The organism is Tindallia californiensis, from assembly GCF_900107405.1.
Lineage (GTDB): Bacteria > Bacillota > Clostridia > Peptostreptococcales > Tindalliaceae > Tindallia > Tindallia californiensis.
The window spans coordinates 44,221-68,738 of sequence record NZ_FNPV01000006.1 but is presented as its reverse complement, the minus strand read 5'-3'; the positions used below and the strand labels follow the sequence as shown (position 1 = coordinate 68,738).

Here is a 24,518-nt window from a genome sequence, read left to right as displayed (position 1 = left end):
AAGAGAGAAAACCGGTAGAAATCCTTGTTTGAACGGAGTACCCGCAGGGCACGAGTGAGTTTGGATTTCTGTTTTCGACCTTTCGACCAAAACACACAAGATCGTAGTGTTATAACCGAGTTCAAATTACTTTGTCTACAACCTGGAGCCAACTTACTTAGTTGGCTCCTCGTATTTGCGAAGAAATAAATTTTCGAATTTCTGAATAATCCTTGGTCGGATAACACTGGGTTTGTTTTCCATAGCGACTTTTAAAGCGTAGTTTCGTTAAACCATTCTTCTCTACCCGTATCTCATCAAGGTCTTCCCATTTTTCGATTTTTCCCAAAAGGGTGACTCCGGTAAACTGAAGAATTCCCTTCTCATGAATACCAGCCGCCATAAGGCCGGACAGGATGTAGACACTGGCTGCAAGCACCAGTAGATAATTAGTCCAAAAATGGCCGGTATTATAGGTAATGCCAAGAAAAACCAAGGTGGAAAGCCCGACAGCCGTAAGGCGGCTTCTGGTCATAATGCTTTGATAGGTGCACTGTTTTCTTTTCTTAAAATTACTAAGGCTGCCAAAAATAAAGGCGAACAACAGTAGGATAAATAAAGGGATGCTTTGCATAGGGAAGTCCTCCATTCGTTTTAATCATTCGGTACGACATTAAGTATAGACACTCGGCTGTCTTTTCCGCTTCGTTTGCTGTCAAGACGGGTGTTGGTTTAATTCGAAGACTTTTGAGGAGGCGGTGAGATAAGAGCAGCACCAAAAGCTAAAAGGGGAAAAAGAAGCATGGTTAACAAAATAAACTGATAGTCGCCAAAGGTATCGTAGGCAAAGCCAAAAGGCAATGGTCCCAAAGCCGAGCCAATGACCATGGCCGTCATGCCCATTCCTCGAATGGTGGCCAGATGCTTTCGACCAAAATTCCCAGGCCACCAAGCACTGGTGCTGACATGGTCGGCACTGATGGAAATGCCGTGAATCACCGCATAAAGAATCAAAAATGGCTTTGTGGGGCTATAAAGCAACAATAAAATAGCGGCGGCCATCAACAGATAATTAAAGGCTTTTAATTTGTAGACAGGAAACCGATCGCAAGCCCAGCCAATTAAAAAAGTAACTGGTAGTTGTACCATTGCCGTGATACTCAAGATCAAGGCTGCGAAGGTCACAGGAAATCCCTTTTCACTGATGATAGAAACAATATGAAAGGTGATCCCTGTTGTAATCATAGAGGGGACCAGCATACAATAAATCATCATCCAAAAAGTTCGGGTCTTCGTCGCGTCTCCAGGTTCCCAATCCGGGGTCATAGGGGCCGTAGGATTTGTCTCTTTAGAGGAAGTGATGTCTTTGGAATCTGCTTCATAAGCCATTCTACCATCGGGTGCCATGCCGATATCTTCTGGCCGATTCCGAATCAACAAGGCGGCCAAAGGTACCATCAAGGCTAAAAGCCAGAAAGCCCAGAAACGCCAGGCAAGGCTGGCACCGTAATGGAGAATGAGATAAGTACTGATGATGGGAATTAAAGCAGGACCAGCGACGCCGCCTAAGGAAGCAATGCTAAGAGCAATGCCTTGCTTTCGATGAAACCACTGTGGTGTCAGAGTCGTGGAAAGCAGTGTCATAGAGCCTTGCCCAAACAGTCGGATCATTACAAAGCCCAGTACCAACATCCAAGGGGCTTGCATAAAACTCATCCAAAAACAGGCTAGGGCAAGGGATCCAGCAATAACTGGTGTCATAAAACGATGGCCTTTCTTGTCGATCAATCTGCCAGAAAAAGGCATTAAAAGACCTGCCGTTAAAGTGGCGGCAGAATAAAATCCAGAAATGGCAGAGCGACTCCAGCCTTCAGATTCAATGTAAGAGTCGATAAAAACAGAAACATTATACGTTTGGCCCGGACCAGAGAAAAAAAGGATTAGGCCACTGAGGAGGACAATGATCCAGCTATATCCAGGAAAAGCCAGTTTGCTTTTAGGTTGAGTATTTGTGTGGGTTTTCATAAAAGCTCCTTAGGGTGGTATGAGTCAATAGAATAGTCTAGGGTTCCTTCTGTATAGAAGAAAGATAAACGGTGCAGAGCTCTGGTCATGGCAACATAAAGCAATTTCGCATCCAAAGCCTCTAGGGTAAATCGATCTTCTAGGGTCGTAATGATAACGGCATCGAATTCCAGTCCCTTGGATAAATGAGCGGGAATGACAAAAATGGAATGGTCAAAATGAAGGGTTTTTTCCGTCACCAAGACCGGCTTCAAGTCAGTTTTCTTCACAAGTTTTTTATGAAGGTTGGTGGCTTCTTCTTGAGATTTGGTAATAATGGCAATGGTGGTAAAAGACGCTTCCTTTAGGGACTTCACCTGCTCATGGATGGCATGAATCACTTGAGAAGTTTCTTGGAAACCCTTTATTGTTGGCTCTTGGCCGTGGCGTACCACTGGTTTGGCCTTAAGCAGGTGCTCTGTAGCCGACTGACTTAGTACCCAATTGGCCATATTCATGATTTCGATGGTGGTTCGGTAGCTTTGCTCCAAGGTTAAATAATTGGCTGGGTCTTGAAAAACATGATGTTGAAGGTAAGACCAATCTGTGATGGATCGGTACATATGAATTCCTTGAGACAGATCACCCAGGATCGTAAATTGATCTGTTCCTAGAACTTCTCGAAGCACATGGAACTGAAAATCACTGAAATCCTGGGCTTCGTCTATGACGGCATACTTTATGTCCAAATCTTCCTTTAGGCCGAAAAGCTGGTAGTGAAGGTAAGCCATAGGAGCTAAATCTTCAAGTTCCAGCTTGTTGCTGGCAAAAATTAAGTTGCTTTCCTCCAATAGGGAGCCAAGGGTTTCTGGAGTTGAAAAAGTAGTGGCTTTTTCCCATAAAAGCTTCTGGGAAAAAAGAGATTGATAGAGATTCAGCAAGGTGTCTTTTGGAATTTTTTTAATGTAGTGATTGGCAACATTTCGAACCTCTTTTTTAAGAGCCTCCAGTTTTTCGTCCCTTTCATTCATGAGGGATACCAGTTTATCTGTCCGTTGATCCGACGGTTCTTCCTGGCTACGAATACGGTCTAGGAGGACATCATACTCATGTTCTAAAGAGGCTAAGATTTTTTTTGAGACATTTTTCGCTTCCTTGGAAAGCATTTTTTTTAGGCGGTCAATTCGTTTATAAAGAGGTAAGTAGGAAAAATCCTCATGGACCATCTGGTGAATCGATTGACGGGTGAGCAGAACCTTATCCCCTATACAAAAGTCTTCTTCTGGCAGGAGAGTATCCTTCAATTGCTGGATATAAAGATCCAACAATTTCTTCATGTCCATGGAATTTTTGAAGGCGGCGGCTTCTTGCATGGATTTTTTGGCGGAAGCCAGATCTCCGGCAGGGTCATTTTTTACCAAAAATCGTAGTTTTTCATTGGAATCCGTCAGTCGATGTTTCTTACCAAGGATGGAAAACATCAAGTCGATATAAGTGGTCTGATGCACCCGTTCTGCTCCCAGCTCTGGTAAAACCCCAGAGATATAATCCAAGAACAGATGATTGGGAGCTATAATCATAAAGTCTTCTGGTACAAAAGTATCCGAGTAGGTGTAGATCAAGTAAGCAATTCGATGAAGGGCAATCGTTGTTTTTCCACTGCCGGCAACGCCTTGTATAATCAGTGGCTTTGTGATATCAGCTCGAATAATGGTATTTTGTTCCTCTTGAATCGTGGAAACAATATCCTTTAATTTTTCACCAGCATGATTTTCCAAAGAGGCCTGTAGAAAAGCATCAGATGTAGAAATATCTACGTCCATATACTCCTGCAGGTTTCCTTCTTCAATGGTGTACTGGCGTTTTTTATACAAATCGATGGCATAGGTACCGCCGGAGGCTTTGTAGCTGGTTTCTCCAAGGCGACCATCGTAATAGACACTGGCAATAGGAGCTCGCCAGTCCACTACCAGAGGGGTGTCCATGGTTTCGTCAAATAAAGAGACTTTTCCAATATAAAAAGCTTCTGTTTGCTCCTTGCCTTTTTGTTTCAAATCCATTCGTGCAAAATATGGTTTTTGACGAGATTTCATTAAGAGGGCAAAATTCTTTTCTAATTCATCCAGCATCTTTGAATTAAGCATAATACTGGAATAACTTAAACTGCTGTCTAGAAAATCCAAATGAAGATAAGCATCTTTTATTTCTTCCTTGAATTTTTCGCGGCTGTTTAAAAGGGTTCCAATGGTTTGCTCTAAATAATCTTTCGTTTCTTCTAAACGTTGTACTTCTTGGGGAAAATCTTCTTTATGGTCTTTGGGCATGAATAAGTCTCCTTCTGTAGTTTCATATAGCCAAAGGCAAGAAAAAGCTGCTTCTCATTAAAAAACGAAGCAGCTGCCTTTTGAGAAATGGCTTTATCGTACTAATTGTACCCGATACAAAGGATTATTGTCAACAAAGGAACCTTTTATGCCCAAGTTGTTCAGGGTGTTCAATATTTCAATGGGAGAAAGGGTATCTATTAAAAAAGAAGCCTGGGTAGGATCCTTGACCCTAGGTGTCAGAAAGAGAAGGTGAGAGAGATGACCAAGAAAAAAAAACAGAAGGAACTACTTGGATGGAAGCTAGAAAATAGTTATGCTACATTGCCGGAAAGCTTTTACACAAGACTGAAACCAGAGCCCGTCCCTTCCCCGCAGATGGTGATGCTCAATAATGCATTAGCAGCGGATATTGGATTGAACCCAGAAGAATTGGAAAGCCAAGAAGGAATCCAAGTATTGGCAGGAAACCAGATTCCAGAAGGTGCGACTCCTGTAGCTCAAGCTTATGCGGGCCATCAGTTTGGTCATTTTACCAGGTTGGGAGATGGTCGGGCCGTGTTGCTAGGGGAGCAAATCACTCCAGAAGGAAAGAGGGTAGACTTACAATTAAAAGGATCGGGACAAACGCCGTATTCACGAAAAGGGGATGGACGAGCGGCCTTAGGACCAATGCTACGGGAATATATCATTAGCGAAGCCATGCATGGTCTCGGTATTCCTACAACAAGAAGTTTAGCCGTGGTGAGTACAGGGGAGCCAGTGTTCCGGGAACATCGACTTGCTGGTGGGATTCTGTGTCGAGTGGCGGCTAGTCACATACGAGTAGGTACCTTTGAATATGTGGCTAAATGGGATACAAAGGAGCATTTAAGACAACTGGCGGAGTATACGTATCATCGTCACTATGCTGGTTTGGAGTCGGTGGAAAATCCGTATCTTTCCTTGTTGAAACAGGTGGTAAACAGCCAGGCAGCATTAATAGCTAAATGGCAGCTGACAGGTTTTGTTCATGGTGTTATGAATACAGATAATATGGCTATTAGCGGAGAAACCATCGATTATGGACCCTGTGCTTTCATGGATACCTATCATTCATCCACAGTCTTTAGCTCCATCGACTACTATGGTCGATACGCCTACGGAAACCAGCCCACTATGGCTGGTTGGAATTTAGCTCGATTTGCGGAAACCTTATTGCCCTTATTGGATCCGGATGAAAAAAAGGCCCTTGAAGTGGCCCAAGAAGTGCTGGCACAATATCCGGTTTTATTTCGTCAATATTGGCTGGATGGGTTTCGGAATAAACTGGGAATAGAGACCGGGTCGCCACAGGATATTAAACTGGTAGAAGATTTACTTCAATTAATGGAAAAAAACCAGATGGACTTTACCAACACCTTCCGTAATCTGACGTTAAACATAGCCAAGGAAGAAGCCAATATTGGGATCACTCCAGGAGAAAAGAAAGAAGAATTTAATCAATGGCTTCAGCGTTGGAGAAGACGGATAGCCCATCAAAGGATTCCTTTACCTCAAATAGCTACCAAAATGAAAGAATCCAATCCTTCCGTAATTCCTCGGAATTATTGGGTGGAAAAAGCCTTGGAAGCCGTAGTGACACAGCAGGATTTCACCCTTATGGAATCCTTGTTAGAAGCACTTAAAAATCCTTATGCGTATACAGAAGACCAAGAAAAATATGCCCAAAGTCCACCGCCCTTTGACAAGCCATACAAAACGTATTGTGGCACCTAAGAAGAGGAATTCCCCTCTTCTTAGGTTCTGTTATTAGGTTGATTGAACTCCAACAATACCTCTGTTCGTTTTTTATCCAAGGGGAACCCCAGCATTACTGTAGTACCTTCCATGGGTTTGGATATAATTTCCAAGGAAAGGCCCAATTGAAGGCATAATTTTTTGGAGAGATAAAGACCCATGCCAGTGGCGCTGCCCAAACGTCTGCCATTTTCTCCTGTAAACCCTTTATCAAAAACCCGATTAATATCACGTTCATTGATTCCAATACCAAAGTCTTTAATCATTAAAATCAGCGCGTTAGGCCGTTCTTCGCAAAAAATTTCAAGTCGCCCACGGTTTTCTTTACTGTAATTGATAGCATTGATGAGAATCTGTTGAACAATAAATTCTACCCACTTATAATCGCTATAGACAATATAATCTACTTCTTTCATGTCGATGGTTATTTTTTTTGCGATAAAATCCTTGGAATTATTTTTTAAGGCGGAAACTAATAAGGATTTCAGGGGAAAGGCTTTAATCAAATAATCCTCTCGTACGGTGTTGCTTCTGGCGTAGTAAAGAGCTTGCTGTACATAGCCTTCAATTTTTTTGAGTTGACCTTCGATTTTTTCTGTGGTGGGATTTCGTTGGTTTTCAATAATTAATTTTGAAGAAGCAATGGGGGTTTTAATTTCATGGACCCATCCCTCAATATACTCTCGATATCCCTGTTGCTTATCTCTGTGATTCTTTACCTCTTCATGCATATCTCGACAGAGGACCCCTAAAATGTCATTCAGGATTTGCCCGGTGATAAAGGTGCTTTTTTCCATTACTTCAGGCAATAAGTAGGTGGAATCCAATTCCTGTAAAGCGGTTTGGATCTGGTCATAATATCTTTTGAGCTTGATGGCTTCTAGCAGCATATGAGAGGTGAGAGGTAGAAACCATAAAACAAATAGCAATAAGATGAGTTGTGGATTTAATCCTCCGATGATCATGATCATGGTTAAGACAAGGAATAGAAGGAAATTAACCATCAAAAACAAGGCTTTATCTTTCATATACGCATATAGGGTCATTGGATGAGATACCCCATTTTTCGTTTGGTTTCGATGATTCCTTCTTTACCAACTTCCGTTAGTTTTTTTCTTAATCTAGTGATGTTTACGCTTAAGGCAGCATCATCCACAAAGGAATCTGTACTCCAAAGATACTCCATAAGGGTTTCTCTGGAAACAATCTTTCCCACATTGTTTAAAAGATAGGAGAGGATCCTGATTTCGTTTTTTGTAAGTTCTACTTGGGAATTTTCATAGCTCAGAACAGCTGTGGATAAATTAAGCTGTAATCCGTCATGATGGATCATTTCCTGCTGTTGCATTTGTTTTTGACTTCGCTGAAGAATGGCGGCAATTCTAGCCAATAAAATCTGTGTGTTGTAGGGCTTGGTGATAAAATCATCTGCACCTAAGTTCATGCTCATCAGCTCATCTCCTTCGCTATCTCGACTGGTGACTACCACGATGGGGGTATCTATTGTTTTTCGAAGTTCTCGACAAATATGATAGCCGTCGTAATAAGGAAGGTTGATATCGAGTAGGATCAAATCTGGCATTTCTTTCTTTATTTCCTCCACTGGATTTTCGAAAGAATCCATAGCCTTAGGATCATAGCCATATTTACGCAAGAATATTTCTAGTTCTTCCCGAATAACCTGATCATCTTCGACAATGATAATTTTTTTCACCAGAGCACCTCCAGTTCTTAGTTGTTGCTATGAATAATAGTTCGATACCCCATATAAGTAGCCATAAAATATCCGCTATAAATCACTATAAACAACATGGCTGTAATCAAGGCACTTTTTCCTATGTTTACAGGATAAAAAAGTGCAATAAAACGATTCATCACATGGATGGCAATAAAGGAGTGAAGGATAGCGACTATAAGGGGCAATGCAAATTGGATACTAATTTGTTGGAAAATACTTTGATGGATCATTTGATCCGTTGCGCCTATTTTTTTCAAGGAACGATAGCGTTCAATACTATCTCCAGCTTCTGAAACTTGTTGAAGGCCTAAAATCGCCATGCTGGTTACGAGGAACACGATGCCTAAGTAGATTCCAAGAAAAAGAACGATCGTTGTCAAGCCAGTGTTAGAGATCAACATAGATTCTCTGGTGTCACCTATAATAAAGCCAGAGGTCTTTTCTTGGAAAGTACCGTCTTTATACTTGGAAAAGATCTGTCGATATTTTTTTTCGGATATTTCCTGATAGTCCTCATGATACATGATGTTGAAGTGGCGTTCTTGAATGGGCAGACCTTCTATTTCTTCATCATGAAAGACAAGGGTTGGGAATAAAGATGGCATAGGAGTATTGACCAGATTATCTTCTAAAAGCACTTGGTTTTTCAGTGTATATATTTGTTGAGGCAGTGTTATGGTCGTTTCTTGATCCATATATTGTTGTAATACCCCTTTTACTTCAGAAAAATTACCTAATAGCAATACTTCATTTTTTTCTAATTCCATTGGTGCCTTTCCTTGTAGTGTTCTTCCTTTATTATACTCTGAAAGCTTGACGGCGGATACCTCTAGATCATAAAGGCTTAAGGCGTTGGAGCCATCCTCTAATGCGAATACTTCCATGGTTGTTAGGCCGAGGCCATATACATCGATCATGCTATATTGTTCCTGGTGATCCAAGCGTAATCCTACCTCTTTTAAAGAAGCGTGAATATCCGTGATTTCCTCTTCCGTCCTATAAGCCGATGCACTGGCGTCAAAAGGTGCGGATGTTTCAAAACTCTCTTCCATGGCTTTATGAAAGCTTAATCCAGTGGAAAGGACAGAAATGGTAATCAAAAGCATGAAAGTAATCATGGACATAGCTAAAAAGTTTGTATTCACTTTACTGCTTAGTTGTTTGATTGTAAAGATATTAATTCCTTTCAAATAAAATAGTGTACTTTTTCGTAAGATAAAAATCATCAACCCAGAAAAACTAAAGAAAAAAAGGATTGTTCCAAGAATTCCCAGGGCTAAGGAAAGAAGGAAGCTTGTTTCCATGGGCCGAAATCCTACGGTTAAGACTAGTTTGTAAGCCTTAAAAAGGAGGGTGATGGATGTCAAAAAAAACAAGATATATAAGGGGGAACTTTTGATTTTCATTTCTTCATTGATCTTAGAAGCCCTTAGAAGTTTAAGGACACTTACCTTGGATAAAGAGCCTATGGTAAATAGAAGAGACACAAGAAACACAATCCCAAAATAAAAGAAGGTTTTCTTCATGGCTTCCAAAGAAAGCACAAAGGCATAGTCCTTCATAGGGATTTCAAATAAGATGGTGGTAAAAAGAGAGATACCTTGGGACACGAAGAGGCCTAATATTAATCCGCTCATAAGGGAAGCCATGCCTACCATTAAGGTTTCAAAAACCAATATTGTTGATACCTTCCACTTGCTCATGCCTAAAATCATATAGGTTCCAAATTCTTTTTTTCGTCGTTTAATCAGAAAGCGATTGCCATAAATCACCAATCCTCCTACGATAAAAGATATAAAGATGGAAAGATATCCAATCACAGCGGTCAAATCAGCAATGATATCCATTTCCATTCCTTCTAGGGAAGCAAAAGCTTTTTGAGAACCAATGGAATTAAAGCTGTAGAATATGCAGACCGCTAAAGTAAGGGTCATAAAATAAATAGAATAATCTTTAAAACCCTTTTTCACATTTTTTAAAGCCATCTTAAAGTACATGCTCATCATCCCCTCCTAACAAGGTCATCACCTCTATAATCTGTTGAAAAAAAGCCTTTCGAGATTGATTTCCTCGAAGGATTTCACTAAATAAGGTACCGTCTTTAATAAACAAAATTCTTTGGGCATAACTAGCAGTAAATGCATCATGAGTGACCATTAGAATAGTGGAATTTAGGTCTTTGTTAAGGCTTTCAAAGCATTCTAGTAATAATCGTGCGGATTTAGAATCCAATGCACCTGTAGGTTCATCTGCTAGAATTAAGGATGGGTCTGTGATAATAGCTCTTGCAGAAGCCACCCGTTGCTTTTGTCCACCTGATAGTTGATAGGGATAGTGTTTTAGCACAGATTCGATGGCTAAATATTTTGCGACTGCTACGGTTTTATCATGGATAAGATGACTTTTTTCTCCCTTGATGGTTAAGGCTAAGGCTATATTTTCATAGGCGGTTAATGTGTCTAAAAGATTAAAATCTTGAAATATAAATCCTAATTCATTTTGGCGAAAATGGTCCATAGCCTTGGCCTTAAGCCGTGTAATATCTTGTCCCTTGACGTTAATACTTCCAGTGGTGACTTGATCAATGGTTGAGATGCAATTAAGCAATGTCGTTTTTCCACTGCCTGAAGCACCCATAATTCCAAGAAATTCCCCTGCTTCTACGTCGAAACTGATACCATCCAAGGCTTTTGTCACATTGCCTTTATTGCCATAATATTTTTCTGCATTTTGGACACTTAATAATGATTTCATATGGATCCTGCCTCCTATTTCTTTTCCTTGTTATAAAACAGTATCCCTAAGGACACGTTAGTCATGACGATGAGTAGGTTCCTACCCTCATAGGCTTATTATACGTTGCTTTGGAAATACCTGCCATGGATTTACCTTACAGGAAGCTTTCATTTTTGTAAGGTTTCTGTGAGCTCCTTGGTGGTTTAGGATGGTGACTGGTTTGTCATAAGGAAAAAACCAAAAAAATCATATGAATTCCCCCTAAAATAGGAGCCAAAGGAAAAAGAGGATATGGAAGAGTTTTGTCGAAGAATGCTGGAGAGAAAGAAGCCTTCCATAGATCCGTCAAAGATATTTTGGTTTTAAGGCAGCAAAGGAGGGACCCAAATGGCCGCTGAGTTCAAAGAGTGTTTAAGGAAAGAAGAAAAGCTCCTTATAAGAACAGTAGCCTTGTTTCTTAGGGTAGTGGTATTCATCCTAGGAGTGGGGATAATAGGAGCGATCCATGTATCTACAGAGACAGCCTTTGGCTTTTATCCTGAAATACCACATGGCTATGAATTGGAAACCAGAGAGAGCGCAGAAGAAACCAAGGAACATCCGTCACCTTCTGCAAATAAACAATCCGTTGTTCTGCAACTTCGATGGGAGCCTCAATTTCAGTTTGCTGGCTATTATGCGGCTTTGTGGCAAGGGTATTACGAAGAAGCTGGTTTGGATGTTACCATTCGTTCTGCTTTTGATGAGACAGGCAATATCCGACAAGCTACAGAAGAAGTACAAGCTGGAAGAGCGGATTTTGGTGTAGGAGCTGTGGATATTCTGTTTGCCAACGAGAACGGAAAACCGTTGTCGGTGGTAGCCGCTATTTTTCAGCGAAGTGCCGTAGCTTACTATCGGTTGGAAGAAACTAAAGTCAATAACGTGGTGGATTTATTAGATCGGAAGGTAGCCCGGCGTCATTTAGACCTGTTGGATGTAGAACTTCAGGCAATGTTGATCGCTGAAGGCATTGATCCGGTACAGTTGCCCTATACGGATAAAAAAAGAAGCTTTACGCTGGAAGATCTGACCAGTCGTCGCTATGAGATTGTGCCATCCTATCTAGACAGCATTTTATTGGAGGCTCGGGAAGCGGAAGTGGCGGTTTCGGTCCTTCGACCACTGGACTATGGAATCGATTTTTATGGAGACTCGGTGTTTACAACGGTAAAGCTAACACAGGAAGATCCGGAAATGGTAGAAGCTTTTCGGAAAGCTACGCTGCAAGGATGGCGTTATGCTTTGGAAAATCCCTTGGAAATGGCAACCCTCATTACAGAAAGCTTTGAGCATACCAGGATTGATCAAGGTTACGCCAGCGGTCATGAGGGGGATGATTACTTCATGTATCCCAGCGAATTTCTGGAATATAACAAATTTCAGGCACAGCAGGTCATGGAATTAACCTATTATCCGGTGGTAGAACTGGGAAATCTTCATCCTTTCCGATGGGAAGAAACCCATCAGGCACTCAGTCGGCTTGGATTAATCACTAAGCCCTTAGAGATGAACTCCTTTATCTTTGATTATGAAACTTTGGAACAGGAAACACAGCAACAACGGCAGCAGCGGCTTTTATTCTTATTACGACTGGGCCTTTTGCTACTTATAGGATTCTTGTTGGTAGCGGCTACTTCTCGCCGTGAGGCTCACCGGATGGAAAAATTGTTTCAAAAGGAACGGGAAGAGAATAGTCGAAAAGAGGCTTTGATGATTTATCAGGCAAGAATGGCGGCTATGGGAGAGATGGTTGCCCATATCGCTCACCAGTGGCGGCAACCTCTCAATAATCTGGGTTTGGTACTGGCGAATTTGGAAGATGCCTTTCGGTATGATGAGTTGGATGAAGATCAGATGAATCGATCGGTTAATCACAGTCGAAGATTAATGAAGCGAATGTCTGATACGATAGATGATTTTATGCAGTTTGCGAATCCCACCCTTCAGCCTGATTATTATGAAGTGAAGCTGGCAGTTCAGGAAGTATTGGACTTAATGGAAGCCCGGCTTCGTGCTTATGGAGTCCAGGTTTCCTTGGAAGGGGACGACAAGATAACCGCCTATGGGCATCGCAACCATTTTTCTCAGGCCGTATTCAATCTGATTGCCAATGCGATGGATGCCTTAGCGGAGCATCAGCCATCAGACCCAAGTATAAAGGTTGGCATTGAAAAAGATCCTCCCTGGATTATTTTATCCATATCTGATACGGGTGGTGGGATACATCCATCTATTGCTGAACAGATTTTTGAACCCTATTTCAGTACAAAACCAGAAAAACAAGGGACTGGACTAGGGCTTTACATGACCAAAACCATCATAGAAAACAGCTTAAAAGGTCAGATTCACTGGGAAAACCATCAACAGGGAGTCACCATGATCATAAGAATGCCCGAAAAGAAGGAGGGGAAGCTAGATGACGGAAAAGAAAACAGAACCCATGACCGTACTTAAACAGCTGAATGTTCTTTATGTAGAGGATGATCCGGAGACACGGCAGGAACTGGCCATCTATCTGAAACGGCGGGTCGGACGGCTGAGGCTGGCATCCAATGGAACAGAAGCCCTTCGTTTTCTTGGAGAGCGGCCACCTCACCTAATCATCACCGATTTGAAAATGCCAGAGATGGATGGCCTTACCATGATCAAAAGACTTCGGGAGAAGGGATGGGAGATGCCTGTTATTGTCACTTCGGCTCTTTCGGACAGTGAAACCATTATCGAAGCCGTAGGAGTGGGAATTGTCCGGTATGTGGTTAAACCCATTGAGTTAGAAGAGTTGTTAGAGCAGATGAATCAGGTAGCGCAGGAAATTATCAAAAAAGAAAAATGTTTGGTGGTGTTAGGGGAGCAATGTTTGGAAACGGCTGATGAGTTAGCGGAGATGGAGATTAAAATCAAAAAAGAAGTGACTCATTTTATGAAAACAACAACGGGGAAAGGGCCCAGAGACCTTCATGTTTCCTTGACGGCAGGCAGGATTGAAATCCGTGCCCGAGGATGTCTTACCCGGCTGGAAGAAGGTATTCTGGTCAATCGTCGCCATTATAGCTTGGTCGATTATCACCGTCGCTTGTTTTATACGGAAAATCAACAGACCTTAACAACCTGTCTGTCCCAGGTCACCGGGTGTCCGGTAAAGCTTCGGGAAGTGGTCTGTGATAGCCGGAAAGATCAGGAAAAGCTGGTATTGGAAATCCCATAATGAATGAAAAGGTTTTCCTGGAATCTCTTGCGTTGGAAAAAGGAGTATGATACAATAAATTCAGAAACTTAAGAGTATTCCACCTTGGCGGGATGAAAAGCCTGCTAGGTTCTTCTTGAGTAGGAGGCAGTAAAAATTTCATAGACAGACCGTAACAACTGGAGATCATTAGAAAATGACGCTTTAGGTGGCCGGCGCAATGAGGGAAATTCCCTCGGTTTGTGCTGGCCTTTTTGTATGTCCAAAAAACCGAGGGAGGGAAGCAACACAAAGCTTTTGAAAAGATGGAAAAGATGGAAAAGATGGAAAAGATGGAAACAGAACTAGAAGAAAAAAAGGAGGAAAAACAAATGGAAAAAGCCGTTAACAACCAATCACCCCGCAACACTTCTGTTTTTGATGTCAATGGAATTCCCACCATGGGAAAAGCGGTTCCTTTGGGATTGCAGCACGTTTTGGCCATGATTGTCGGGAATGTAACGCCAGCCATTATTATTGCCGGTGTGGTAGGGCTTAGTTCTTCAGACCGAACCTTGTTGGTTCAGTGTGCCATGTTTATTGCTGGAATTGCCACCTTGCTACAGCTCTACCCTATTGGTAAAGTAGGGTCCGGTTTACCAGTGATCATGGGGGTAAGCTTTGCTTATGTGCCAACCATTATTGCCATTGGCGCTCAATACGGAATTGCTGGTATTTTTGGTGCTCAGCTGGTAGGTGGTGGCGTTGCTGTTTTGGTAGGGATCTTTATCAAACACGTCCGACAATATTTTCCGCCTTTAGTAGCTGGTACCGTTGTTTTTACCATTGGACTTTCTCTATATCCCGTTGCGATTAATTATATTGCGGGTGGTGTTGGCTCAGCAACCTACGGTTCTTATGCCAACTGGGTGGTGGCACTGATCACCCTTTCTGTAGTATTGTTCTGCAATCAGTTTACCAAAGGTTATTTCAAACTGGCTTCTATTTTAATGGGGATTGTTGCTGGCTATATCATTGCTTTTTTCTTTAACATGGTCAGTTTTGCACCAGTAGCCGAAGCTTCCTGGTTTGCCGCACCGAGACCACTGCATTTTGGGATTGAATTTTATCCACCGGCAATTCTTAGCATGGTGATTATGTATATCGTTAACTCAGTGCAGGCCGTAGGCGATTTATCGGCTACTACGGTAGGTGGCATGGGTCGAGAAGTGACAGAAAAAGAACTTTCCGGAGGGATTATCGGTAACGGAGTTGCCAGTATTGCCGCTTCTTTGTTTGGTGGATTGCCGACAGCTACCTACAGCCAGAATGTAGGGATTGTAGCCATGACAAAAGTAGTCAGTCGATTTGTGCTTGGCATTGCCGCCGCTTTTATCTTATTGGGAGGATTTGTACCAAAATTTGGAGCTGTGATGACAACCATCCCTCAAAGTGTACTGGGAGGAGCAACCATTACGGTCTTTGCCATGATTACTATGACCGGGATTAAACTTATTATTCAGGATGAACTCTCTGGCCGCAATATGTCTATTGTTGGACTGGCTGTAGCTTTAGGAATTGGCATTACTCAGGTACCGGAATCCTTAGCACTTTTCCCTGACTGGGTCATGATGGTTTTTGGTCAGTCGGCGGTAGTAATTGCAACCATTGTGGCTTTTACCCTTAATCTGATATTGCCTCAAAAGACCTTAGCTGATGAACAACAGGAACGAAAAGAAATGGAACAGGAGGGGTAAGGAATGATTTCTGTTCAAAAAGTCATAAGGCCTGCTACGGTAGATGATGCCTTTGAAGCATTGCAGAAAAATCGTTTCGCCACCTTGTTGGGCGGCGGCGGTTTTCTGCGAATGGGAAGTAAAAATATTACCACCTTGATCGATCTTTCAGATTGTGGATTAGACAGGATAAAAGAACAGGAAGACCACTGGGAAATTGGAGCAATGGTGACCTTAGGAGAATTGGAAAGGCATCAGGAGTTAAATCGCCAGTATGATGGACTGCTGGCGGCGGCGGTGGAAGAAATCGTAGGCGTGGCGCTACGCAATGTGGTGACAGTGGGAGCTAGTGTTTATGCTAGGTATGGCTTTTCGGATCTGATTACCGGATTATTGGCCTTGCCGGTAAAACTTCGCTTATATCAAGGAGAAGAAGTAAGTCTGGAACATTTTCTACAAAATGGGGTAGAGGGAAAAGATATTTTGGAAGCCATCCTTATTGAAAAAGGAAAATGTCAGGCTGGCTTTTCTTCTCTTCGAAAAACCTCTGGAGATTATGCGGTGCTTAATACAGCGGCAGCTATCACTGGAGGAAGGCTACGAATTAGCGTAGGCGCCAGACCGGGAAGGGCTTCTTTAGCTCATGAAGCCATGGCTTTTCTGCAGGAAGAAGCAGAAAAGAATGCTGATCTTCAAAAAGCCGCCGTGATTGCGTCGGAGGAATTGAATTTTGGAACGAACCGGCGGGGAAGCAAGGAATATCGGAAACAATTATGCCAGTCACTGGTAGCTAGAGTACTTCGGGATTCCATGGCAGGAGGTGGACAGCAATGAAACTAAATACCAAAATCAACGGGATGGAAAAAATCTTGGAAATAGACCCAAAGGATTACTTGGTAGAGGTACTGCGGGAAAATGGGTACCTGGGGGTGCGACAAGGCTGTGATACTGGCAACTGTGGGGTATGTACCGTTCATTTAGATGGGAAAGCCGTCCTTTCCTGTGTCCTGTTAGCTGTTAAAGCCGAAGGCAGAGAAATTACCACCATTGAAGGAGTACCGGAAAAGGCAGCAAGGATTGCCAGTTATTTTCTGGAAGAAGGAGCGGATCAGTGTGGTTATTGTACCAGTGGAACGGTAATGAGTATTCTTTATCTGGAATCCCTTCATTCTCAGCCTTCGGAAGAAAATATCATTCATCATTTGAAAGGAAATTTATGCCGTTGTACCGGTTATGTCAGTCAGATGAGAGCCATCAAATCCTACTTTGAAGGGAAGGCTGACAGACAGGAAGAAATCCCTGGTGAAGAAGGGAGGGGGCGTCGATGAGTTTGAAAATCGTAAAACAAAGCCTTCCTAAAATGGACGGTATGAGCCTGATGACAGGAAAAGCCGTCTACACCGATGATATGGCACCCAAAGACGCCTTGGTCGTGAAGGTCTTACGAAGCCCTCATGCTCACGCTAAGATTCTGGCCATTAACAAAAGCCGGGCAGAAAAAGTGCCGGGGGTGGTGTGTATTCTTACCCATGAAGACGTTATCCGAAAACCGTTTACAAGGGCGGGACAAAGCTATCCGGAGCTTTCGCCTCATGATAAATTTTTACTGGACAGCACGGTGCGGCACGTAGGCGATGATGTGGCTATTATAGCGGCTGAAAATCAACAGGCAGCGGAAAAAGCCTTGAAATTGATTAAGGTGACTTACGAAGCCTTACCCTTAGTGTTAGATATGGAAAAAGCGGAAGAAATGCCACCAATCCACCCGGAACCGGAAATCCTGGCAAAAGTTAATTTTGGATTTGAACCGCAACGAAATATTGCCGGAGTAGTTCAGTTCGAGTTAGGAGAGACGGATTCCGTCTTAGCGGATTGTGAGGTAGTGGTCCGCCATACCTACCAAACTCAGCGTCAGGCTCAGGCTATGATGGAAACCCAGCGAAGCTTTACCTATTTAGACCATTATGGCCGGCTGGTGGTGGTCAGTTCTACCCAGATTCCTTTTCATGTACGGCGAATTTTAGCGAATGCACTGGATATGCCTGCTTCAAAAATTCGGGTAATAAAGCCGAGAATAGGCGGTGGTTTCGGATCAAAGCAAACGGTTCATTCCGAGTTTTATCCGGCGTTGATTACTATGAAAACCGGCCGGCCGGCAAAAATAGTTTATAGTCGGAAAGAAGTCTTTTGCGGCACCACCTCTCGGCATGGTATGACCTTTGAGATCGCCTTAGGAGCTACCAAAGCCGGCATGGTAAAAGTTATTGATATGAACGGAATATGGGACACCGGCGCCTACGGAGAACATGCCTCCACCACTTTAGGAAGTGCAGGTAAAAAAGTACTGACCTTATACAATCGGGTAGAAGCCTGTCGTTTTAGAGGGAAAGCGGTTTACACCAACCATGTGCCAGGAGGCGCTTTAAGAGGCTATGGGGTAACCCAGGGAATCTTTGCTCTGGAATCAGCGATGAATGAACTGGCTCATCAGTTAGAAATGGATCCGGTAAGCCTTCGGGAAAAAAACATGATTCGTCAGGGGGAAACTACTCCTTTGTATAATATGGTGACAAAGGGCGCCGGGAAAGAACCAATGCTCATGAACAGTTGTATGCTGGAAACCTGTGTAGAACGGGGAAAAGAACTGATAGACTGGGAAGCTAAATATCCGGGAAGAAAGATAGATCATCACCGGGTGCGGGGAGTGGGCATGGCCATTTCTCAGCAGGGATCCGGATTGCCCAATATTGATATGGCCGCCGCTAGTTTAAAGCTGAATGATGACGGCTTTTTCAGCCTGACGCTGGGGGCTACGGATATTGGCACCGGATCAGATACGATCCTGACCCAGATAGCGGCAGAAGCCTTGGGCGTATCCATGGATCGGATCATTCTCTATACAGCAGACACTGATATTACCCCCTATGACAGTGGAGCTTACGCTTCCAGCACAACCTATACCACTGGCAATGCTATTTTAGATGCGGCGGAAAAAATGGTGAAAGAAATCATTAAAACAGCTGCCTTGTATTTTGAAACCGTAGAAGAAAACATTGACTTTGATGGAGAAAAGATCATTTGTCGGCACTCTTCCGAAAGCATTTCTTTAGAATTGTTTTCCCAAAAAATCACCTATCAGACGATTCATCAGCAACTATCCGTCACCGGATCTTTTGTGCCGAAGAAAGCAGCTCCACCTTTTATGGCCGGCTTTGCAGAAGTAGAAGTAGATCTGGAAACCGGTCAGGTCAGAGTCGAAGACTTTGTAGGCGTTGTAGATTGTGGCACACCCATCAACCCTATGCTGGCAAAAGTCCAGGCAGAAGGTGGCATTGTGCAGGGCATTGGCTTAGCCCTTTACGAAGAAGCGGAATACACAGAGAAAGGCAAACTAGTACAGGACACCCTGATGCAGTACAAAATACCGGGACGGGGAGAAATAGGAAATCTTCGGGTAGAGTTAGTGGAAGGGTTTGATGATACCGGTCCTTACGGGGCCAAGTCTATTGGCGAAGTAGTGGTGAATACCGTAGCCCCAGCCGTTACGGATGCTATCTACAATGCCTGTGGTGTTCGAATAAGAGAACTGCCAGCCACTTCAGAAAAGGTGTTTAAACAAATAAAAAAGCAAATGGAATAAAACAAGAAACGAAAACAAGAAACGAAAACAAGAGACGAAAGCCTAGAAAAATCCGATAGCGCATCGGATTTTTCTTTTTGAGCAAAAGCTGGAGGATAAAAAAGAAAAAAGTAGATTGAAAATTGAGACAAATTGGGTATGATTAGAGTAAGCTGATTCTGGCTGCTGTTTTTTCTAAGGCCACTGTCCAAAGGAGATGAGCTTATGAATCATCAAATAAAAATTGTTGAAGGACCGGATCAGGGGAAGGTGATTTCCCTGACTGAACAGGCGATATTGGTGGGGAGGGACGCTACTCAATGTCATTTGATTTTAACTGATGAAGAAGCTTCACGACAACATGCCAGATTTTCAAGAGATCCGACAGGCTCTCTATGGGTAGAGGATTTAGACAGTCGCAATGGAACTTATGTGAATGAAAAACCGATACAGGAAGCAAGAAAAATAAACAAGAAGGATAGGCTGCGAATAGGGAACAATCGCTTTGAAATCGATGAAACAGCTGCCACTGATCTTTCGCCTGCTTCGCCTTTAGTCGCTGAGAGGGGGTCGGATGGTATTGGGGCGATGAAAAAAAGTGAGGGCAGCATTTTAATAGGGAGGAACCCTACGAATCATGTGGTGATTAATGACCCGAAAGTTTCCAGAGAACAGGCCAGGATTGACGTTTATTCCGGCACCTGTTATGTGACGAATCTCAGCAGTCATATGAATACCTGCATTAATGGAAAGCCTGTTACGGAACCTACGATACTTCCTCCCTCCGCATGGATCCAGATTTTAGAGTACCAGTACTATTTTGATGGAAAAGCGTTGCTGAATTGTCAGGGGGAAGTCGTCGCAAACATTGTGTCGATTCAACCTGTCCATGATGGAAAAGCCTCCTTCTCAAAGGCACTAAAGGCTCCTGTTCAGGGAGTTGCAATCCTGCGGTGGCTAATTGGAAGTATTCTGGCATTGATTCCTATTGTTGGGTTTTTATCCAACGGCTACCGGTGTCGAATAATTAAAAATGGACAAGGGCAGGAATTTCAACTTCCTTTCTGGCAGGAGTGGTCGTCTCTTTTCTTTACAGGTATCCCCTTTTTTGTGATACGAGTAGGATACTATTTATTGCCCATGCTTTTTTTCTTATTGGTACTATTCTTTGCTCCGCCGGCTCCCGTCGAAAGCTGGCTAGGATTACTGGGGTATCTGAGAGGGTGGTTGTTGTTGATAGGAGTGGTTAGTATCTTGGTAGCAGCCAGTATTGTACCGATGGCATTGGCTATTTTTGCAGATACTGGAATGCTTCGGGAGGCAGGAAAAATAGAAAAAGCCATCACCATGATTCGCTGGAACCCCAAGCAATACGTTTCAGTTCTTTGTTTATTGGCGGGTTTATGGTTGATCCTAGGAATTTTTATCTTGTTTTTTCCTTATGCCGGTGCGGTGGCAGCTATCTTTGGCGCTTTTTACATTCATAGTGTTGCCTCTTTGCTTTTTGGAGAATATTACAGCTCTTGGAAAACCATGGCAGATCAGAATAGATCCTGGTGAAAGAGGTAGAAGGAGGTGATTTTGATGAAAAGAAGAAAAATCCTTGTCATAATGATGCTTTTACTGGCCTTTTCGGTATCGATGGTTGCTCATGCGACGGAGTATTATGAGGGAAACAATGCAAAGCTGAGGGAATTGGCGGAACAATGGCTTAACGAAAACCCGGACATTCGAAATGCGTCTCCTCAGGACAAAGCGGATTTTATGACCCGGAAATATATGGAACAACTTCAAAGAGACAATGCACCGCTGGATAGCACCTATGGCGATTCTTTTTCCAGAACGGTTACAGGTACTACGGATAGGATGGTTAACTGCTCCACTCATTATTTGAATTTAAGCGAATTGTTTAGAACCGCTGGAATTGACGACCGACGAATGGGGCAGGTAGAAGCGACAAAAACCGGGATCCGGGGAACGAATCTCTTTGATGTGAATCGGAATCATGGAACCATTACAGTGTTGGGAGATGATAATGTTTATCGAACCTACGATGTCTGGATTCATGCAAAAGAAAGAGAGGAACATAATGACAGAGAAGATGCCAGAGTGATGCAGGCTATCAGGAGAGGTTCTTTGACGGTAAGACCGCCGGAACGACATGATGTATACGGAGATGTGGACAATAGTCGGTATATAGGGATGCCGGTGGAGGATTGGAGTCAGCAAATGAATAACAAAGGGTACAGACAGTATGAATACCGATCTCATGCTACTCATTATGTGATTGATAAAGAACAGGCAGAGGGATTATTTATCAGCTCTGACAATATTGGAACCATTCCTTTGTTGCAGCGGTCAGGCTGGGGACGGGAGTATACTATTGTATCCGATAATGCTGGAGATGCGATTCGCATCCGGAATCTTTATGATTATAATAATGAACTTGATAACCGAAGAATGCCGGCGATTGCCAGAGGGTTGGAAGATCCTGGCTCCAATTTGGTCACTCCTTTAACGACCGATCCGGTTTTTCGGGTTAGCATTGCCGGGGAACGTCATATTAATGATCCGGAAGGGTCCTATGCCTATGCGGCTTCCGTCAGCCCGGCGGGTGAATACCTTTATGAATGGCGATTTGGAGAAAGCACCAGAACCGGCGGCGCAACCATTAATATCAGCTATGATCATCTGAAGGAAAACACAGAAGTAACCCTGGGGGTACGGGTAGCCAATCAGGAAGGAAAAGTCCTGACCTCCGGAGAAGCGGCGATTCGAATCACTTTTGATGAAGAGGACAAGGTGGCGGTCACTATTGATGGAGATCCGGTCAGGATCTATTTCCTAGAAGAGGATGAAGATTATCTGGAGCACTCTTTTTCGGCCAGAGCCAGTCAGTCGGGAAATTACACCTACGAATGGAGTTTTGGTGACGGTAGAAGCTGGAGTCAGACGCCGGGAGAAGGAAGAATTTCAGGCGGAACCATCACTTACGAAGAGATTACCGACAATGCTTCATTTATCCTGGGCGTTCGCTTGAAAGATGAACAGGGTGAGGTGTTGGGAAGGGATCAAATGACCATTAATGTGGTGAAAGATGAAGATCCGGAAGAGTTAGAAGAGAGAGAAGACATCATGGCCCGGTGTAACGAATGGTACGAATCGGGCAGTGGTGGTGCTGGTACTACCAGAACCACTTATGATATCAGTAGCTTGCCTGTAGGAACCAGTTTTGAGATGCGGTTTGATGCCTATAGCATTCCGGATCGGTTTATAGTAGAGTACGAGGGAGCCGAAGTATATAACTCTGGCTGGCGAGGTTCTCAAAGCAGAGCGGCAGCAAAGCCAGAATTGTATCCTGGCGGAGTTTCGGGAGCTGGATCGGGTAGCGTTTCAAATATCTTTACGAAAAACGAAGCCCAGCATTTTACGGTAACTGTTATTGGACCGGAAGCAGGAACAGCCTGGCAATATGCACTTCGTGCTAACTGTCCGGAAATGCTGGAAACCGAAGAAGGCGCCACACCAGCAGAATAATAAAAATAGCAAAAGCGCCAGAGCTTTCCTGGCGCTTTTGCCTTGAAGTAAATAGTTTAGAATGGTCCTAATTCAATCATTTGTGCAATAACAATGAAGACACCGGCCAAAACGGTCCAAAAAGCAAACAGAGGTAAAAAGAATCTGGCCCATTTTCCCCAAGAGATACCAGAAGCAGCCAACACTCCCATTAGAATTCCATTGGTTGGGTATAGGTAGTTGGTAATCCCATCTCCTAATTGGGAAGCCAGGCAAGCTACCTGACGGGTAATGCCACCCATATCAGCAAGCGGAATAATAATTGGCATGGTAATCATCGCCTGGCCACTGCCGGAAGGTACGACGACGTTAATGATGGTCTGTACCACATAAATCATGATAGCCGATACATTTTTAGAAGTTCCCATAATTAAGTAAGAAAGGTTGTGGATAATGGTATCGATAACCATGGCATCTTCTAATACTACCAAAATGGATCTTGCAAAAAGAATGATCAGTACCATTCCTAGTACATGCTGAGCCCCTTCAAGAAAAGCCTGACAAATTTTATTTGTATTAAAGCCAGCAATGTATCCAACAATAACGGTTTTTGCTACAAATACTCCGGATATTTGCGGGAAGCCAAATCCAAACTTTAAAGTTCCCATAATCATGAGTGCGAATAAAAGAAGGAAGGCAATACCGGCTGCTTTTAGCCGTGGGGTCATGGTTTGAACTTCCATAGAATTTTCGTGTTCAGATGCGTCAAAATTTATTTCTTCGTCAGCCACTAAACTTAAGGAAGGATCTTTTTTTACTTTTTTTGCATATCGACTAACATACCATAATCCGGTAAACAGAAAAACAATGGTAATCATGCCTCGATAAGCAATAGCAGAATAAATAGGCAGCTCAGCAATTTGATGAGCAATACCGGTAAAAAACGGATTAGCCACCGCAGGAGCAAAACCGGCAGCGGATCCAACTAGGACAATACCAAGGGCTGTCATTGAGTCATAGCCAAGTTTTAACATAATAGGAATCAGCAGCATAATAAAAATCATATCCAGTTCCCTCATGCCAGTAAAACCACTGTTAATAGCAATAACCGTCATGACCGCCAAAGCCAGCACACCAATTCCCTTATCTTTCAGTTTTTCAGTCAATCCCTGGACTCCTAAATCGAGTAGTCCGGATTTTCTTAACACACCAAAGGTTCCTCCGATAAAGACGATGAGCGCCATAGCGCCAGCGCCTCTTTCAAAACCATAATAAAAAGACTGGAAAAAATCGCTGATGCTAGTAGGGTTGCTTTCTACATACTGAAAACTGCCTTGTTCCACGATGGTTCGGCCATTGACTTCTGTTCGCTCAAATTCTCCTGCTGGAATAAAATGAGTTGCAATGGCCACTAGAATAACCATGATAATAAGTGGTAAAAATGGATGTAGACTCTCTTTCTTTTTTGGTTCATTTACAGATGTCGTCATGAAAAGCCTCCTATATTAGTTAGATTTTAAACCAAAAATGCCTCTGATGTCCCTCCTTTAGCCTTGGATATAATAAATTGATGCATACTATGTAAGCCATTGGATTCAATGGGTTACAATAATAGAATATAAAGAAAATTCTACATACAGCAGGATCCTTAGGGGAGCATGGTGGATAGAATAAAGCAAAGCCATGCCAATAGAACAAGAAAAGAAAGGAACAGGAATTATTACTGTCACATTTCAAAAAATGTCTATAATTGAAGTGATGCTTTAACACACAAATCCTATTCTACCATCTTTCTTTGGAAAATGTCTATGGCTTTAACAAGCATTTTTGAATGTATTTTAGAAAAAACAAGATATAATTTTCTGAAAGATTGCAATTTAAC

General features: G+C 42.9%; 17 protein-coding genes. 9 read left to right on the top strand and 8 right to left on the bottom strand.

Annotation, left to right across the window (positions count from 1 at the left end; genetic code table 11):
• Positions 1-157 precede the first annotated feature (157 nt).
• From BLV55_RS09395 to helD, 3 genes are all read right to left on the bottom strand, one after another.
• On the bottom strand, positions 158-613 hold the full coding sequence (locus BLV55_RS09395) for a hypothetical protein (protein WP_093313739.1): 456 nt from the start codon (positions 611-613) through the stop codon (positions 158-160).
• 98 nt (positions 614-711) lie between these two features.
• The gene (locus BLV55_RS09390) at positions 712-2,004 is read right to left on the bottom strand and encodes an MFS transporter (protein ID WP_093313737.1); all 1,293 of its coding nucleotides are present in this window, start codon (positions 2,002-2,004) and stop codon (positions 712-714) included.
• Positions 2,001-4,307 (bottom strand): RNA polymerase recycling motor HelD, encoded by a 2,307-nt coding sequence (helD, locus tag BLV55_RS09385; protein WP_093313735.1) that lies wholly within the window; start codon positions 4,305-4,307, stop codon positions 2,001-2,003. The genes BLV55_RS09390 and helD overlap by 4 nt, the downstream gene beginning before the upstream one ends.
• Positions 4,308-4,568: 261 nt before the next feature.
• On the opposite strand from helD, the gene BLV55_RS09380 reads away from it, so the two are divergent.
• Positions 4,569-6,065, top strand: a complete 1,497-nt coding sequence (locus BLV55_RS09380; protein WP_093313733.1) for a protein adenylyltransferase SelO — start codon at positions 4,569-4,571, stop codon at positions 6,063-6,065.
• A gap of 20 nt (positions 6,066-6,085) precedes the next feature.
• On the opposite strand, the gene BLV55_RS09375 is transcribed toward BLV55_RS09380, so the two are convergent.
• The 4 genes from BLV55_RS09375 to BLV55_RS09360 are packed head-to-tail and all read right to left on the bottom strand — an operon-like array spanning position 6,086 to position 10,578.
• Positions 6,086-7,132 carry a sensor histidine kinase gene (locus tag BLV55_RS09375; protein WP_093313731.1) on the bottom strand — a complete coding sequence of 349 codons (1,047 nt, stop codon included), beginning with the start codon at positions 7,130-7,132 and terminating at the stop codon, positions 6,086-6,088.
• Positions 7,129-7,800 (bottom strand): response regulator transcription factor, encoded by a 672-nt coding sequence (locus BLV55_RS09370; protein WP_093313729.1) that lies wholly within the window; start codon positions 7,798-7,800, stop codon positions 7,129-7,131. Before BLV55_RS09370 ends, BLV55_RS09375 begins: the two co-directional genes overlap by 4 nt.
• 17 nt (positions 7,801-7,817) lie before the next feature.
• The gene (locus BLV55_RS09365) at positions 7,818-9,827 is read right to left on the bottom strand and encodes an FtsX-like permease family protein (RefSeq protein WP_176968350.1); all 2,010 of its coding nucleotides are present in this window, start codon (positions 9,825-9,827) and stop codon (positions 7,818-7,820) included.
• A complete protein-coding gene (locus BLV55_RS09360; protein WP_093313725.1) occupies positions 9,811-10,578 on the bottom strand; it encodes an ABC transporter ATP-binding protein in 768 nt (255 codons plus the stop codon). Before BLV55_RS09360 ends, BLV55_RS09365 begins: the two co-directional genes overlap by 17 nt.
• A gap of 369 nt (positions 10,579-10,947) precedes the next feature.
• Here BLV55_RS09360 and BLV55_RS09355 point away from each other — a divergent pair, with 369 nt between their 5' ends.
• From BLV55_RS09355 to BLV55_RS09320, 8 genes are all read left to right on the top strand, one after another.
• Positions 10,948-13,056 (top strand): ABC transporter substrate-binding protein, encoded by a 2,109-nt coding sequence (locus tag BLV55_RS09355; RefSeq protein WP_093313723.1) that lies wholly within the window; start codon positions 10,948-10,950, stop codon positions 13,054-13,056.
• Positions 13,019-13,807, top strand: a complete 789-nt coding sequence (locus tag BLV55_RS09350; RefSeq protein ID WP_093313721.1) for a Na-translocating system protein MpsC family protein — start codon at positions 13,019-13,021, stop codon at positions 13,805-13,807. The genes BLV55_RS09355 and BLV55_RS09350 overlap by 38 nt, the downstream gene beginning before the upstream one ends.
• A 350-nt stretch (positions 13,808-14,157) precedes the next feature.
• Complete coding sequence (locus BLV55_RS09345) at positions 14,158-15,522, top strand: uracil-xanthine permease family protein (protein WP_093314083.1); 1,365 nt, start codon at positions 14,158-14,160, stop codon at positions 15,520-15,522.
• A 3-nt stretch (positions 15,523-15,525) separates the two neighbouring features.
• Positions 15,526-16,335, top strand: a complete 810-nt coding sequence (locus BLV55_RS09340; protein WP_093313719.1) for an FAD binding domain-containing protein — start codon at positions 15,526-15,528, stop codon at positions 16,333-16,335.
• Positions 16,332-16,829: a (2Fe-2S)-binding protein gene (locus tag BLV55_RS09335; protein ID WP_093313717.1), complete on the top strand. Its 498-nt coding sequence runs from the start codon at positions 16,332-16,334 to the stop codon at positions 16,827-16,829. The genes BLV55_RS09340 and BLV55_RS09335 overlap by 4 nt, the downstream gene beginning before the upstream one ends.
• Positions 16,826-19,141: a xanthine dehydrogenase family protein molybdopterin-binding subunit gene (locus BLV55_RS09330; RefSeq protein WP_093313715.1), complete on the top strand. Its 2,316-nt coding sequence runs from the start codon at positions 16,826-16,828 to the stop codon at positions 19,139-19,141. The genes BLV55_RS09335 and BLV55_RS09330 overlap by 4 nt, the downstream gene beginning before the upstream one ends.
• Positions 19,142-19,345: 204 nt before the next feature.
• Positions 19,346-20,680, top strand: coding sequence for an FHA domain-containing protein (locus BLV55_RS09325; RefSeq protein ID WP_093313713.1), 1,335 nt, complete (start codon positions 19,346-19,348; stop codon positions 20,678-20,680).
• A 24-nt stretch (positions 20,681-20,704) separates the two neighbouring features.
• Entirely contained in the window at positions 20,705-22,657 is a 1,953-nt protein-coding gene (locus BLV55_RS09320; protein WP_093313711.1) for a hypothetical protein, read from the top strand.
• Between the two features lie 56 nt (positions 22,658-22,713).
• Here the strand turns inward: BLV55_RS09320 and BLV55_RS09315 are convergent, their stop codons facing one another.
• The gene (locus BLV55_RS09315; RefSeq protein ID WP_093313709.1) at positions 22,714-24,126 is read right to left on the bottom strand and encodes a YfcC family protein; all 1,413 of its coding nucleotides are present in this window, start codon (positions 24,124-24,126) and stop codon (positions 22,714-22,716) included.
• Positions 24,127-24,518: the final 392 nt, after the last annotated feature.